This is a genomic window from Variovorax robiniae (assembly GCF_037889955.1).
Lineage (GTDB): Bacteria > Pseudomonadota > Gammaproteobacteria > Burkholderiales > Burkholderiaceae_C > Variovorax > Variovorax robiniae.
This window is the reverse complement of the sequence record NZ_JBBKZS010000001.1, coordinates 387,883-402,890: the sequence shown is the minus strand read 5'-3', so window position 1 is coordinate 402,890 and position 15,008 is coordinate 387,883. Positions and strand designations below refer to the sequence as shown.

Below are 15,008 nucleotides of genomic sequence, written 5' to 3'. Positions count from 1 at the left end.
TCCTTGTGCCGCTGATCAGCGGACTGCCGTTTCGTGGTTGACGATGAAATCCTCGGGAAGCGAAGGGCCCCAGACGTAGAGCGAGTCCTCGCCGGGGTGGTCGGCCGCGGGCCAGGTGTTGCCGGCCTCGACGTAGTCGATGTCGAAGGAGTACTCCGCATAGCTGCCCCACGGGTCGCGCACATAGCGGAAGTAGTTGGAGCCGAGCACATGGCGGCCCACGCCCCAGCCCTTTTCGTAGCCGGCTTCGGCCATCTGCTGCGTGCCCTGGCCGACCGCGTCGAAGGAGGGCACGCACCAGCTGCTGTGGTGCAAGCCGCCGCCGTTGGACTTGGCCAGCGCAATGAGGTGGTGGTCGCTGCCGTGCGGCGTGTGCAGGAAGGCGATCACCGAGCCGGATTTGTCGGAGAGGCGCAGGCCCAGCACGTCTTCGTAGAAGGCGCGGGCCGCATCGACGTCGACGCTGAACAGCAGGATGTGCGAGAGGTAGAGTGGCCGCGTCGGCTGCGCCTTGCTGCGGCTCGGCGAGCGACCCGCATTGGCGCTGGCGGGCGGGAACTCGCGTGGTGCGGGTTGCGAGGGCGAGGACTTGTCGGCGACGCGCAGTTGCATCGCCATCGCGTCGGGGCCTTCGATCCAGATGCCGGTGGGCTCCGCATGGGCCGGTGGAGCGATGGTGGCGATGCCCTTGGTCGCCAGGCCCTGCCTGAAGCGCGTTTCGTCCGACGCATGGATGCCCAGGCTGATCCATTCGAGGCGCTTGGTATCGCCGCCGGGGAGCACGCGGGCCCACCGATGCGGGTGACCGAAGGTGTAGAGCGCGAGCGCCCCGCCTTCATCGCGAACATCCAGGCCGAAGGCCGTGTAGAAGTGGCGGGCCTTCCCCAGGTCGGGCACGCTGAAGACGAATTCGTCCACCGAGTGCACCGCCAGGATGCCGTTGTCGTGAGTGCTTGTCGTTGCAGTCATCGTTTGTCTCCTTGGTTCGGGCAAAGCTCCGCCCGCGCCGCGTCTTGCGGCTTGTTCGCTAGTGAGGGCGGTGAGGTTGGAGTGGGTCAGATGACCCGTTGACGCTGCGTACCCAGCACGCCGGCGCTCAGCGTCATGACGTCGCCGCGCTTGAGGAACTGCGGGTTGGGCTTCATGCCCAGGCCCACGCCCTGCGGCGTGCCGGTGATGACCACGTCGCCGGGCAGCAGGGTCATGAACTGGCTCAGGTACGACACCACCTCGGCCACCGGAAAGATCATGTCGGCGGTGTTGCTCTGCTGCTTGACCTCGCCATTGACGGCCAGTTCGAGCGGGATGCTCTGCGGGTCGGGCAGTTCATCGCTGGTCACGAGCCAGGGGCCGATCGGGCCGAAGCCGTCGAAGCTCTTGCCCTTGCCCCACTGGCCGTTGCGCTTGATCTGCCAGTCGCGCTCCGACACGTCGTTGGCCAGGCAGTAGCCGGCCACGTGCTTCAGCGCATCGGCCACCGACACCTTCTTGCACTGCGTGCCGATGACGAAGCCCAGTTCGATCTCCCAGTCACCGGCGACCGAGCCTTCGGGCAGTTCGACGTCGTCATTCGGGCCGGCGAGCGAGGTGAGCGCCTTGGTGAAGACGACCGGCTCCTTCGGGATCTCCAGGCCCGACTCTTCCGCGTGCTTGCGATAGTTGAGGCCGATGGCGACGAACTGGCGCACGCCGGTGACGGGGGTGCCGAGTCGCGTGCCTTCGGGCACCAGTGGCAGCTTCGACAGGTCGATGGCGGTGAGCGCCTGCAGCTTGGCCGGCGACATCCACTCGGGGGTGAAGTCGGGGATCAGCACGGACAGGTCGCGGATCTGGCCGTTGGTGTCGAGTGCGCCGGGCTTTTCTGCCCCTGCGGGGCCGTGACGTAGCAGCTTCATGGGTTTGCCTTCGGTGGTTTGATTTGGACGGTTTGTCTAGAACGAACTTTATTCGTTTTGACGAAAGCGTCAATATGACAAAGAATCCAAAACCGTAGGTGCTTTCCCTAGGGGTGCCGTTGAGGAGGTCATACGGCTTTGCATTCAATGGCAGAACAAGGCGGAGCGCCGCAGACAGTGCTTTGGCACGGCAAGGCGATCCAACGCAGTTATGCGGTTGAAGGCGAAGTCGTATGACTTCGTCGTGTACCCTCGCGACCCATGGCAACCAGGCAAGTCGAAGAAATTCCGGAAGATCACCGCGTACGCGTGGGTGCGCAGCGGCGCGAGAAGACGAGGCTGCGCCTGCTGGAAAGCGCGCTGTCGGTGTTCGCGGAGAAGGGCCCGGACGCGGCCGTCATCGACGACTTCATCGCGGCGGCGGGTGTGGCGCGCGGCACCTTCTACAACCACTTCAAGACCACCAACGAGCTCATGCTCGCACTGGCCGCCGACATGAGCGACGAGGTGCTGGCGATCGTCGACCCGATCGTGCTGGAGCTCGACGATCCCGTTGCGCGCGTCGCCGCCGGCACGCGCATGTACATGCAGATGGCGATGCGCTATCCGCTGTGGGGCGGCTTCATCACGCGCGTCGGCACGCGTATCGCGACGCGCGGGCAGCTTATCGACGTCTACCTCTCGCGCGACCTGGAGGCCGCGCGCAAGGCGAAACGCATCCAGGTCGACAGCGTGACCGTGGCGCGCGACATCGTGCTCGGCTCGATCTTCTACGGCATCGAGACGATGCTGACCGAGCCGACGCAAAGCCACCATCCGGAGCACATCCTGCGCAGCGTGCTGGTGGGATTCGGGCTGGACGCGAAGGAGGCGGAAGCCATCGCGTACATGCCCCTGGCGGTGCCGGACGCGATCAGTGGGCCGATCTTCTCGGCGATGAAACCCAGGACGACGGCCTTTTCGCCTCCGCGGCAGGCTGCGAAGCGCGGCCGCGCGGTATGACGCGGGCGAGGAGAGGGGCGCGGAGTACTTGCGTGACCTGAGGCTTCGAACGGCCCGGTCTTATTGCCCGAACAGCCGCGCGATGCCCCCGCGCAGATGCGCCTCCATCGCCTGCCGCGCCGCCGCGGCATCCTGGCGCTCGATGGCCTGTTCCACGGCCGCGTGCTCGCGGCACACACCGTCGCGCCGCTCCCCCTGCGGCCGGCCTGCAAGGCTGCGCGAAAGCCCGATGCTGAAGCGGGTCTGCGGCGCCAGGGCGGTCATGGTCATGCCGAAGAAGCGATTCCCGCAGGCCTGCGCCACCGCGTCGTGGAAGGCGATGTCTTCCGCGACGGCGTCGCTGCCCTCCGCCAGGGCCTGATCGAAGCGCTCGCGGCACAGGCGGATGTGGTGCATCTGGTCGGTGGTGCGCATCCGGGCGGCCTGGGCCGCTGCTTCGCCTTCCACGAACAGGCGGAATTCCAGGAAGGCGCGGATGTCGGCAATGTTCTCCAGCGTGTTGACGGACATGGGCTTCGCCTGGGGCAGGGCGTCGGTGACGAAGGTGCCGGAGCCCTTGCGCACATGGACACGTCCTTCGTCCCGCAGCCGTGCCAACGCCTGCCGCAGCACCGGGCGTGACACGCCGAGACGCTGCGAGAGCGCCATTTCTCCCGGCAGGCGCGCACGCGGCTCGAAGCCCGGCGTGCCGAGCAGTTGCATCAGGTCCTCGTAGACCTTGTCGCCCAGCAGCCGCGCGGCGCCGCTTGCAAGCGAGGCGGCCGGCTCGACGTCAGCGGATTGCGGTGTGTTCATATGACAGCTATTGACAGGGTAAATACAAGTTTGGCTTGGATTGACGCTTGAATGGCCTGAAAGGACAATTCACAGCACGCTTACAACCCTGTCAAAGATATAAAAAGCTGTCAATCATGTCAACCATCCGCAGCCTCCGTACCTACCGCATTCCCGATCGTCCCAGCCTGATCTGGCTCGAAATCGAAACGAGCGACGGACTCGTCGGGCTGGGGGAAACCTTTCGCGGCGCGGCCGCGGTCGAGACCTGCCTGCATGAGGAACTGGCGCCCTGGCTGATCGGGCGGGACGCGCGGCAAATCGAAGGCATCTCGCGCCACCTGCTCACGCCTTACGTCGGCTACGGCAGCTCGGGCGTGGAGGTGCGCTCGGCCAGCGCCGTCGACATCGCGCTGTGGGACCTGGCCGGCCAGCGGCAGGGCGTGCCGGTCTACGAGGCGCTCGGCGGCGGTGCGCGCATGAGCGTACCGGTCTACAACACCTGTGCAGGCTATGCCTACAACACCACCGGCAAGCGGCGCGACATCGGCACGGGGGACGAGGCCCAGGGCCCGTACGACGACCAGGTCGCCTTCATGCGCGATGCCGGCGCCCTGGCGAAGAGCCTGCTCGACGAGGGCTACAAGGCCATGAAGATCTGGCCCTTCGACATCTACGCGCCCGCCAGCGGCGGCCACCTGATCAGCCTGCCCGACCTGGAAAAGGGTTTGCAGCCGTTCCGCCAGATCCGCGAGGCGGTCGGCAACCGCATCGAGGTGATGTGCGAGTTGCACAGCCTGTTCGGCGGCCATTCGGCCCTGCGCATCTGCCAGGCGCTGGAGGAATACAACGTGTTCTGGGTCGAGGACCCGCTCTGCAAGATGGACGATGCCGCGGGCCTCGCCGACCTGCGCCGCCGCACGCGCGTACCGATCTGCGGCAGCGAGACGCTGGGCGGCCTGCGCCCCTTCCGCGACCTCCTGGCCGCGGACGCGCTCGACGTGGTGATGCTGGACCTGGCCTGGTGCGGCGGCTTCACGGAAGGCCGCAAGATCGCCGGATTGGCCCAGGCCTACAACCGGCCTCTGGCCCCGCACGACTGCACCGGCCCGATCACGCTGATGGCCGGCCTGCACATGGCGCTGCATGCGCCGACCGCCATCTACCAGGAGGTGGTGCGCGCCACGCTGGCCACCTGGTACCGCGACATCGTCACCGTGCTGCCGGTGATCCAGGATGGGATGGCCCAGCCGCCCGTCGCGCCCGGGATCGGGAGCCGGCTGCAGGACAGCTTCAAGCAGCGGGCGGACCTCATCGTCCGGGAAAGCCGCTGAACATGCACATCCAGATCGTCGGCCTCCACGCCCCGAACGCCCCCCGGCTGCGCGAGCTGCTCGGCCCCGGGCACGAAGTCGAAGCCCTGCAAGCCTTCCCCGCATCTGGCGACATCCGCGCGGACGTGGTCATCGGCAACAGCATCAACGCCGACGAGGCTGCGCGCCTGCAATGCCGGCTGGTACACGTGCCCGGCGCAGGCTCGGAACAGATCGCCTTGTCATCGCTGCCTTCGGGCGCCACCGTATGCAACGTCCACGGCCACGAAGTGCCGATCGCGGAGTTCACACTGCACGCCATCCTGGAGCACGTCCTGCAACTCTGGCAGTACCCGGCGCGCCTCGATGCCGATGCATGGGCAGCGGCCTATGCCAACCGCGCCCAGCACGACGAGGCCGACGGCAAGACCGTCGCGATCCTGGGTTTCGGTCACATCGGCCAGGAGATCGCGCGCCGGGCGCGGGCCTGCGGCATGCACGTGATCGCCGTGACGCGCAGCGGCAAGCAGGGCGCCGCGGAACTGGCCCACGAATACGTGGCAGTGTCGGCACTGGACGAGGTGCTTGCGCGCGTCCAGGTGCTGGTGATCTGCTGCCCGCTCGACGACGGCACCCGCGGGCTCATCGGCGCGCGCCAGCTCGCGCTGTTGCCATCGCAAGCCCTGCTCATCAATGTGGCCCGTGCGGAAGTGGTGGACGAGCAGGCGCTCTACGAAGCCCTGCGCGACCAGCGGCTCGGCCGTGCCGTCCTCGACGTCTGGTACCAGTACCCGAAGAAGGGCCAGCCGCCGGTGAGCCCTTCGCGCTGGCCGCTGCATGAGCTGCCCAACGTGCGCGCCACGCCGCACATCTCGGCCATCACGCCGGCGCTGCTCGATCGGCGCTATCGCTTCATGGCTGGGAACATCGAGCGACTGCAGAAGGGGCAACCGCTCCTCAACGTGATCCACCAAGCCGCCTGAACACAACCGCCGGCCACGCGCCTTCCCGTCCACGCATTCCAAGGAGATCCCCATGAAAGCCCAGACCCAGAACCCCTCGTCCGCACGCCCCCTCGCCAGGCGCGCATTGCTCGGCATGGCGGCTGCCGCGATGCTGGCCGGCGCCTCATGGCCCGCACTTGCAGCGGAAGACGCCGCGAGCTACCCCAGCAAGATGATCCGCATCACCGTGCCCAATCCGGCCGGCGGCACCTCCGACGTGCTGGGACGCCTGCTGGCCAAGGAACTGGGCGAGATGCTCAAGCAACCGGTCATCGTGGAGAACAAGGCGGGCGGCAACGGCAACATCGGCGCGGCCTATGTGGCCAAGTCCGCGCCGGACGGCTACAACCTGCTGCTGCTCGACATGAGCGTGCTGACCATCGGCCCGAGCGTCCAGCCGCAAACCACCTACAGCCCCAAGGACCTCACGCCGATCGCGATCCCGGCCTATTCGCCGCACCTGTTGGTGGTCAAGAACGATCTGCCGGTGAAGAACCTCGACGAACTGGCCGCCTATGCCAAGAAGAGTGCCAAGCCGATCAGCTTCGGCACGCCGCTGGCCTCGATCAGCCAGCTGGCCGGCATCCTGCTCGCGCAGGACAAGGGCTTCGAGTTCAACGTCATCGGCTACAAGGGTGGCGCGCAGGCCCTGGCCGATCTCGCAGGCGGGCAGATCGACAGCGCCATGGCGAGCGTGATCGCCACCAACCAGTTGGTGAAGGGCGGCAAGGTCAAGGCGATCGCGGTCACCAGCGCCAAGCCCTTCGCTGCGACACCGGGTGTTGCGACTGTGGCCTCGCAGATTCCCGGCTTCGTGACGGGTTCCTGGCAAGGGCTGCTCGCGCCGGCCAACACGCCGCCGGCCATCCTCGACAAGTTGCAGGACACCATCAACAAGATCGTGGCGCGTCCCGAATTCGCCAAGCACCTGGAAGAACTGGGCTCCGAGCCCTCGGGCATGAACCGCCAGCAGATCGCCGAATGGATGAAGACCGAGACCACGCGCTGGGGCAAGGTGGTCAAGGACAACAACATCAAGGCGGAGTAGGGCGCTTGCCAGCGGGCGCTATTTCAGCAGCCCGCGTCCGATCACCTGCGCCTGGATCTCCGCCGCGCCCTCGAAGATGTTGAGGATGCGCGCGTCGCAGAGCACGCGGCTCATCTCGAATTCGAGGGCGTAGCCGTTGCCGCCGTGGATCTGCAAGCCGGCATCCGCATTGGCCCAGGCCACCCGCGCCGCCAGCAGCTTGGCCATGCCGGCCTGGATGTCGCAGCGATGGCCCTGTTCCTTCTCCGTCGCGGCGAAGGTGGTCAGGTGCCGGGCCATGACGGTCTCCGCCACCATCATCGCGAGCTTGTCCGACACGCGCGGGAACTCGACCAGCGGTCGTGAAAACTGCCGCCGGTCATTGGCATAGCGCCAGGCCAAGTCGAAGGCGCGCCAGGCCACGCCGACAGCACGCGCAGCCGTCTGGATGCGCGCCCCTTCGAAGGTCTGCATCAGTTGCCGGAAACCCTGCCCGCGCACTCCGCCGAGCACGCCATCGGCCGCCACCTCGAAGCCATCGAAGGCGATCTCGTATTCCTTCATGCCGCGATAGCCCAGCACCGCGATCTCGCTGCCGCTCATGCCTTCGGCCGGGAAGGGCAGGGCATCCGTGCCCCGCGGCTTGGCGGCCAGGAACATCGACAGGCCGCCATGTCCTTCGACGCCCGGCTCCGAGCGCGCGAGCAGCGTCATCAAATCGCTGCGCGCCGCATGCGTGATCCAGGTCTTGTTGCCGTCGATGCGCCAGCCACCGTTGGGCAGGGGCGTCGCGCGCGCGCGCAGCGAGGCCAGGTCCGAGCCGCTGTCCGGTTCGGTGAACACCGCCGTCGGCAGCACCTCTCCCGAGGCGATGGCCGGCAGCCAGCGCGCCTTCTGGTCGGGCGTGCCGGCCGATGCGATCAGGTCGCCTGCGATCTCCGAACGCGTGCCGAGCGAGCCGGCCGCGATCCAGCCGCGGCTCAGTTCCTCGGTGACGATGCACATGGCCCGCTTGCCGAGGCCCATGCCGCCGAATTCGGTCGGGATGCAGATGCCGAACACGCCGAGTTGCGCGAGCTTGCCGATCAGCGCATCGGGGATGAGTTCATCGGCCAGGTGCCATGCGTGGGCATGGGGCGTGATCTCCTGTTCGGTGAAACGGCGGAACTGGTCGCGGATCATGTCCAGTTCCTCGTCGAGCGCGGATTCGCAGAGCTGTTCCCCACTGCGCAATGCGTCGATCAGCGCCGAGCGTGCGGCAGGCGTCCCGCCGCGTGACTGCAACTCGCGCACTGCGGGGTCCGCCATGACCCGCGCTGCCGCATCCTGCAAGCCGAGTTCCTGCGGGCGGAAGATTTCGTTCTGGCCCATGGGAATGCCACTGGACAACTGTGCAAGGTACTCGGCCAGGCCAACCGCCAGCACCTGCGCATCAAGCGGGCCGAGGCGGCCTTCATCGGCCAGCCGCAGGCCCCATTGGGCGGAGCGCACGACCGCCTCCACGAGCGTCGCTGTCCAGGCGAAACCATGGAGCGCGCGTTGCTCCGCATGCAGGACCGAGGCGTCGGCGCGCCCATCGTGGCAGAACATGCGCTCGGCGGCGCGTTGGGCAGCATCGCCGTACTGGCGTGCGGCTTCCGCAATGCCCTGGAAATGCGCAACAAGCGGCGGAGCGTGGACGATGGCGTTCATTGTTCGCGTGGTCTCGAAGTGGTTGTGTCAGCAAGCTGGCCCGGCGACCAGCTTGGCGTCATGCAGTTCACCGATGCGGGACGGGGACAGCGAGAGCACCTCGGCCAGCACGGCGTCGGTGTGTTCGCCCAGGTGCGGCGCGCGCACGCCCGGCTCGCGGACGGCATCGGACAAAGTGGCTGCCGCGCCCGGCGCAGGGTAGCGATGCCCGCTCGGATGATCCAGCTCGCTGAACATCGTGGATGCCAGCGACAGCCGCGGCTCTTCGTTCAAGGCGCGGCTGAGTGTCATGTAGGTGCTCCAGCAAACGCCGGCGTCATCGAAGCGTGTGCGAAGTTGCGCAAGGGGCAGGGCGCCGATGGCCCGCTCGACCAGCGGAAACAGCGCATCGCGATGCGAGAAGCGCTGGCCCTCATCCATCTCGAAGGACACGCCGAGAGCGGCTTCGATCTGCGCGACGGCCTGTTCGAGCCGCAATGCCGCGAGCAGCCCCGTCCATTGGCGGCGCGTGATCGCGGCCACCATCACGCGCTCGCCATCCGAGCTCATGAAGTCACGGCCGAAAGCGCCGAACAGCGCGTTGCCATGGCGCGGACGGTCGCCGCCGTCCAGCACCTCGGCGATCTGGCCCATGTTGCCCAACGCGGCGAGCGCAACATCCGACAGCGGCACCGTGATCTCCCGCCCGCGCCCGGTGCGCAGCCTATCGCGCTCCGCGGCGAGTGTCACGAAGGCCGCATAGGCGCCAGTCAGCAGGTCCCAGGCGGGCAAGACGTGGTTGACCGGACGTTCGCCGTTGTCGGCCCCGCCGGTCATGAGCGGAATGCCGAGGGCCGCATTGATGGTGTAGTCGAGTCCCGAATCGCCATTGCGCCATCCCATGACGCGCACCGTGATGAGATCCGGGCGCAGCGCGCACAGCCTTTCATGCGCAAGAAAGCCGTCCTTCGGAAAGTTCGTCACCAGGATCCCGCCATCAGCACCGGGCGCGGTGACGAGGTCCACGACAAGCTGGCGGCCCTCCGGGCGGGACAGGTCGATGGCGATCGACTTCTTGCCCTTGTTCAGCCCTTCCCAGTAGTAGCTGTGCCCGCCCTCCGAAATCGGCCAGCGATGGAAATCCGGACCGCCGCCGATCGGGTCGATGCGGATCACTTCCGCGCCAAGCTGGCGCAGGTGCAAGGCGCACGAGGGCGCGGCGATGAACGAGGCGCACTCGATGATGCGCAGGCCGGTCAGCAATGGGTACACGGGTGAGGGCTCCTCCTGGTCCAGCAGTGTGTCATGTGAAGACCGGAACCGTGATCGACGTGCACGGCACCGCGATCATGCCGACCTTCGCGACTGCTGCCTGCCGGCGCCACCGCGTACAGATCGACGTGCTGATCGAGGGGTGAACTGTGAAGGCGCTGGAGATCGGTCTTCCCTGTCAAGTCGAAATCGAGACAGCGCCTGCGAATTACGTCACGGCGCTGCGCCAGCCTTCACCGCCTCGACCGCCCGAGAGCGCTTGCGCAACTCGGCATACGCGTCCGACTCGCGCAGCAGGCGGCCGGCCAGCGCGCGCAACTTGTCCACGTCCTGGTCTTGCAGGAAGAAGGTGGTCGGCAGGTTCATGAAGTACTTGCGCTCCACGGGGTCCTTGATCGAGTCGAAGCTCACGTCGATGGCCTCGAATTTCAGTTCGGGCACTGCGGCTTCGGCCGAGGCCTTGGACTCGCCGCCCAGCCTGCGCTCGGCCACTTCGAGTTTTCTCTTGTCGGCCCAGCGCTGCGCGATGTCCTTCAGCAGTTCGACCGACTCATAGGAGAAGTGGTCGATCGGCACGCTCGACGACTGGAACAGTTGGGCCGTGATGCCAGGCGAGAAGGGCAGGGTGTCCCAGTCGGTCGCGGGTGCCGAACGGGAGTTGACGACCACCACGTAGATGTTGCGCAAGGCCTGGAAGTCGACCTGCTTCTGGTAGGCGGGGCTGGCCTCGATTTCCTCAAGCGTTTCGACCACGCCGCGCAGCCCGAGGTTGTCCGATATGCCGCCATCGACGATATGCAGGTACGGTCGATTGGCACTGTCCTGGAAGCTCTTGATATCGCGGTAGCGCAGCAATGCCCGCCCGGCCGGCCGACGCTCGTCGTCGCCGCTCGTCACGTCCTGGACCCACGCGGGCATCGTGTTGCCGCACTTGCCGCCGTAGTTGCGGTACGTGACCGGTGACAGCACGGCCGGCACGGCAGACGAGGTGGCCGCCGCGCGCGAAAGCCGGACCTGGCCGACGTCGGAACACAGCAGGTCGAAAGTGCCTTGCGAGAACGCGAAGCGCGCGCCGGTCGAAAGATCCGTGCCCGTGACTTCGATCGCGGGGCCGGGCGTCTTCAACAGGTCGTCAAAGGTTGCCCCGTTGAAGAGGATTTCATCGTAGTAGTCCGCAGCAAGTTCCGAGCGGCCATACAGCGGGCTCCCGAGCTTGAGCCAGTTGACGGGATTGAGCGTGCGTTGCAGCAGGGCGCCCTGCACGTTGCGCTTGAGGAAGCGCGGCTCGAATTCGGTGAAAAGCTTGTCGCCGTACAGCGCATAGGCCAACGCGGTAAAGCTGCCGCCAGACACGCCGGTGATGATGTCGACCTCATCCAGCAGGTTGACGGGCTTGCCGTTCACGACCACGTCCTGCCGGCGCAGTTCCTCCAGCACGCCGTAGGCAAAAGCCGCTGCGCGTGTCCCGCCGCCCGAGAAGGTCAGGACCACCAGTGTCTCGGGGTTGTTCTTCACCACCCTGGAGCGCTTCAGCAGGTTGGCTGGCCGGTATCCGGCTGACGGGTCGACCGCGGCGATTGGCACGTTGACCGGCGCCAGCGTGTTGCAGCCGCCCAGAAGTAGCGCGGCGAGCGCGCTGGAGAGGCGGCCGAAACGCAAGTGCCTTGAACCGGAAAGCTTCTTCATGAACCAGCCCTTTGAATGATTCGTTCGTGACGCTGTAGCAAAAATCATCGCATCACCGACGCCAGCGCAAGCCGGCATTGCCGAAGACGACGCGATGCTCTTCGCCGCCCGCGCATGACAGTGACTTCGGAACTGCCGAATGGGGCCGCGACAGGAACCGCCGTGGGGTTGTGTTGCAGGTGCTGGTCTGGCCGCTCGTCGGCGCGGCGATGTCGCAGCCAGCCAAGTCTTTTCCCGGCGGCAGCAGGATTGCGAAGCCGAGCGCGACAAAGGAGCCAGGCGCGAACCTTGAACGCGTGCAACGCATACGTTCCGCAGCCTAATGTCGTCATGGCCGGCGGGCAAGACCGCCTGACCAGTTTCCCTTTTGGACGCGCCACACGCGGCCGTCCAACCCCGCAAATCGATCTGTGATTTGTCCTGTCAAGGCCCCGCGGGGGCGGTTGCCTTGCTGCCCGAGCGGACCATTCGCTGCAGTTCCGGGAGGCACGAGCCGCAATTGGTACCGCATTGCAGTGCGCCTTGCAGTGCGGCGAGTCGTTCCTTGTCGTCACCGGTGCAAATGCGCAACTTGTCGGTGATGGCTGTCTCCGTGACACCGAAGCAACTGCACACGACCTTGCCGCGCGATGCGACGCCGGCCGGCGCTGTTGCGCCGGGTCGCAGCAACTGGCGCCCGAAGGACTGGGCCGGGAGTTGCTCCTGCAGCAGCGTCTTGATCCACGCCTCCGCGCGCGTGTCACCGCCGAGCAGGAACGCTTCCAAGTGGGCGTCAGTGCCCACGCGCACCAGTCTCGCCGCGCGGCGCTGGCCGTGGCGGGCGTCGGAATAGCGCAGGGTGTCGGCGCTCGACAGGCCGAGCAGCTGCTCGACCTGCAGCAGCAGCGCGTCCGGCGCGGGTTCGTACGCGGCGGCGCGGAACAGCAAGCCGGTGCGCTCCGTCTCCCCGCTGGAGAGCTTGCCGCCGGACCCGAAGGGCACGCAGGTCGCAAACGGGAAGCGTGCCATCAGGCCGCGCAGTGCCAGTTCGGCGGACAGTGCCTGGTCGGTGGGGAGCCACCCGACGGCAAGCAGGTTCCAGGGCATCTCCGCCTTGAGAATCTTCACGGCCGAATGCTTCAGTTCCGGCTGCTTCGAGTCCGGGCAAAACGCCGGGTTGGTGAGTGCATTGACGCCACCCACCCGGTCTCCGATGCTCGTACTGCCGCTCAGGTACTCGGAACCCCAGTGCATGGGGATGAAGGCCTGGCTCATGCCGACCTCCGCGCTGGCCTGCACCGGCAGCACCAGGGAGCCTCGCCTCGACGTCACATGGACCAGGTCGCCGTCCTTGAGCTGCCTGCGCGCCATGTCCTGCGGATGCATCTGCACGACCGGCTCGGCCACATGGCCGAACAGCCGGCCGAGCGTACCGGTTCGGCTCATGCCGTGCCATTGGTCGCGCAGGCGGCCGGTGTTGAGGGAGAAGGGGAAGCGGGCCTCGCGTTGCTCGGCCACAGGCTTGTAGGGCGTGTCGACGAAGCGGGCTCGGCCGTCTGGTGTCGGGAAGCGGCCGTCTTCGTAGAGGCGAACGCGTCCGGTGCTGGCGCCTTCGGGCAGGGGCCATTGCTGCGGGCCTTGGGCGTCGAGCATGGGCCAGCTCAAGCCGGTGATGTCGAGGTCGCGTCCGCGTGTGCTTTCGCGGTGCTCGTTCCAGATCGATTCGGCGCCAGCCTCGCTGTCGAGCGGGTAGGGGAACAGCGTCGTCGATGCGCGCGGGGGCAGTCGGGCCTCCAGTCGCTGGGCGAAGTCCGTGGCGGCGGACCAGTCATGCCGCGTCGCGCCAGGCGCCGCGACGGCCGGGCGCACGCGCGAGATGCGGCGCTCGCTGTTGGTCACGGTGCCGGTCTTCTCGCCCCAGGTGGTGGCGGGCAGCAGCAGGTCGGCATAGGCGCAGGTGGCGGTGGTGGCAAAGGCCTCCTGCACCACCACGAACTCGGCGCGTTCGAGGGCGCGGCGCACCGTCGCCTGGTCCGGCATGGATTGGGCAGGGTTGGTGCAGGCGATCCACAGCGCCTTGATCTCGCCGTCAGCGGCGGCCTGGAACATCTCGACGGCGGTCTTGCCGGGCGTGGCGGGCACGTCGGGCACACCCCACAGCGCGGCGACTTCGGCGCGATGTGTCGGATTGGACATGTCGCGGTGCGCGCTCAGCAGGTTGGCCAACCCGCCGACCTCGCGCCCGCCCATGGCGTTGGGTTGGCCAGTGAGCGAGAAGGGGCCGGCGCCCGCCTTGCCGATCTGCGCGGTGGCCAGGTGCAGGTTGATGAGGGCGGCATTCTTGGCGGTGCCGGAGGATGACTGGTTGAGGCCCTGGCAGTACAGGCTCAGCGTGGCGGCCGAGGTGGCGAAAAGGCGCGCGGCTTCCAGCAGGTCGGCCTTGTCGATGCCGCAGGTCTGCGCGACCTTGTCGGGCGTGCAGTCGCGAACCGTGGTCTTCAATGCGTCGAAGCCCGTGGTGTGCGCGGCGATGTACTCGGGCTTCGTCCAGCCTTCCCACAGCATGAGGTGCAGCATGCCGTGGAACAGCATCACGTCGGTGCCGGGCTGGATGGGCAGGAACAGGTCGGCGATCTCGGCGGTGTCGGTGCGGCGCGGGTCGGCCACGATGATCTTCATCGCCGGGTTGGCGCGTTTCGCGTCCTCGATGCGGCGGAACAGGATCGGATGGGCCCAGGCCGTGTTGCTGCCGACGATGAACAGGCATTGGGCGTCTTTGAAGTCGTCGTAGCAGGCCGGTGGCGAATCGGCGCCGAGCGTCTTCTTGTAGCCCGCGACGGCGCTGCTCATGCACAAGCGCGAGTTGGTGTCGATGTTGTTGGTGCCGATGAGGCCCTTGGCGAGCTTGTTGAAGACGTAGTAGTCCTCGGTGAGCAACTGGCCGGAGACGTAGAAGCCGACCGCGTCGGCGCCGTGCTCGCGGATGACGGTGGCGAACTTGTCTGCGGCGGTGTCGAGGGCGGTGTCCCAGGTGACGGCCTGCGGGTCGGCGTTGCGTTCGAGGCGTTGCATGGGTTGCAGCAGGCGGGTCTGGCGCGTGACTTCGGCCGAGGCGGTGAGGTGCAGGGTCGAGCCCTTGGTGCAGAGGCGGCCGAAGTTGGCCGGGTGGTCCGGGTCGCCCCGCACGCCGGTGATCTGGTCGCCCTGCGATTCGATGATCACCCCGCAGCCTACGCCGCAGTAGGGGCAGGTGGACTTGGTTTCTTTCATGGCTTTTGTGACTTGGATGCGGGCGAAGTCGTCCCTTGGGCGGAGCGCCCGGTACGCGGTACGGGCCGTGCAACCCCACTGCACCGGCCGCTTCGCGGCTGCCCTGCGCTGCTCG

Annotated in this window: 11 protein-coding genes; 4 read left to right on the top strand and 7 right to left on the bottom strand. The window is 67.1% G+C overall.

All coding sequences use genetic code 11. The annotated features are described in order from the left end of the window. Positions 1 to 15 precede the first annotated feature (15 nt). A complete protein-coding gene (locus WKW79_RS01690; protein WP_340333359.1) occupies positions 16 to 969 on the bottom strand; it encodes a VOC family protein in 954 nt (317 codons plus the stop codon). An 86-nt stretch (positions 970 to 1,055) separates the two neighbouring features. Next, a complete protein-coding gene (locus WKW79_RS01685; RefSeq protein WP_340333358.1) occupies positions 1,056 to 1,895 on the bottom strand; it encodes a fumarylacetoacetate hydrolase family protein in 840 nt (279 codons plus the stop codon). A gap of 261 nt (positions 1,896 to 2,156) precedes the next feature. Here WKW79_RS01685 and WKW79_RS01680 point away from each other — a divergent pair, with 261 nt between their 5' ends. Beyond that, positions 2,157 to 2,897, top strand: coding sequence for a TetR/AcrR family transcriptional regulator (locus WKW79_RS01680; protein ID WP_340333357.1), 741 nt, complete (start codon positions 2,157 to 2,159; stop codon positions 2,895 to 2,897). Positions 2,898 to 2,957: 60 nt separating this feature from the next. Here the strand turns inward: WKW79_RS01680 and WKW79_RS01675 are convergent, their stop codons facing one another. Continuing rightward, positions 2,958 to 3,692: a FadR/GntR family transcriptional regulator gene (locus tag WKW79_RS01675; protein ID WP_340333356.1), complete on the bottom strand. Its 735-nt coding sequence runs from the start codon at positions 3,690 to 3,692 to the stop codon at positions 2,958 to 2,960. 116 nt (positions 3,693 to 3,808) lie between these two features. Between WKW79_RS01675 and WKW79_RS01670 the strand changes: the two genes are divergently transcribed. The 3 genes from WKW79_RS01670 to WKW79_RS01660 are packed head-to-tail and all read left to right on the top strand — an operon-like array spanning position 3,809 to position 7,036. Continuing rightward, positions 3,809 to 5,005: a mandelate racemase/muconate lactonizing enzyme family protein gene (locus WKW79_RS01670; protein WP_340333355.1), complete on the top strand. Its 1,197-nt coding sequence runs from the start codon at positions 3,809 to 3,811 to the stop codon at positions 5,003 to 5,005. A gap of 2 nt (positions 5,006 to 5,007) precedes the next feature. Continuing rightward, complete coding sequence (locus tag WKW79_RS01665) at positions 5,008 to 5,967, top strand: 2-hydroxyacid dehydrogenase (protein WP_340333354.1); 960 nt, start codon at positions 5,008 to 5,010, stop codon at positions 5,965 to 5,967. 52 nt (positions 5,968 to 6,019) lie between these two features. After that, positions 6,020 to 7,036 carry a Bug family tripartite tricarboxylate transporter substrate binding protein gene (locus WKW79_RS01660; RefSeq protein ID WP_340333353.1) on the top strand — a complete coding sequence of 339 codons (1,017 nt, stop codon included), beginning with the start codon at positions 6,020 to 6,022 and terminating at the stop codon, positions 7,034 to 7,036. A gap of 18 nt (positions 7,037 to 7,054) precedes the next feature. Here WKW79_RS01660 and WKW79_RS01655 read toward each other — a convergent pair whose 3' ends face one another. The 4 genes from WKW79_RS01655 to WKW79_RS01640 all read right to left on the bottom strand — a co-directional run bounded on the left by WKW79_RS01655 (position 7,055) and on the right by WKW79_RS01640 (position 14,893). Next, on the bottom strand, positions 7,055 to 8,707 hold the full coding sequence (locus tag WKW79_RS01655; protein WP_340333352.1) for an acyl-CoA dehydrogenase family protein: 1,653 nt from the start codon (positions 8,705 to 8,707) through the stop codon (positions 7,055 to 7,057). 27 nt (positions 8,708 to 8,734) lie between these two features. Continuing rightward, the gene (locus WKW79_RS01650; protein WP_340333351.1) at positions 8,735 to 9,958 is read right to left on the bottom strand and encodes a CoA transferase; all 1,224 of its coding nucleotides are present in this window, start codon (positions 9,956 to 9,958) and stop codon (positions 8,735 to 8,737) included. A 213-nt stretch (positions 9,959 to 10,171) separates the two neighbouring features. Continuing rightward, entirely contained in the window at positions 10,172 to 11,644 is a 1,473-nt protein-coding gene (locus WKW79_RS01645; protein WP_340333350.1) for a patatin-like phospholipase family protein, read from the bottom strand. Between the two features lie 423 nt (positions 11,645 to 12,067). Beyond that, positions 12,068 to 14,893, bottom strand: a complete 2,826-nt coding sequence (locus WKW79_RS01640) for a nitrate reductase (RefSeq protein WP_340333349.1) — start codon at positions 14,891 to 14,893, stop codon at positions 12,068 to 12,070. Between the last annotated feature and the right edge of the window lie 115 nt (positions 14,894 to 15,008).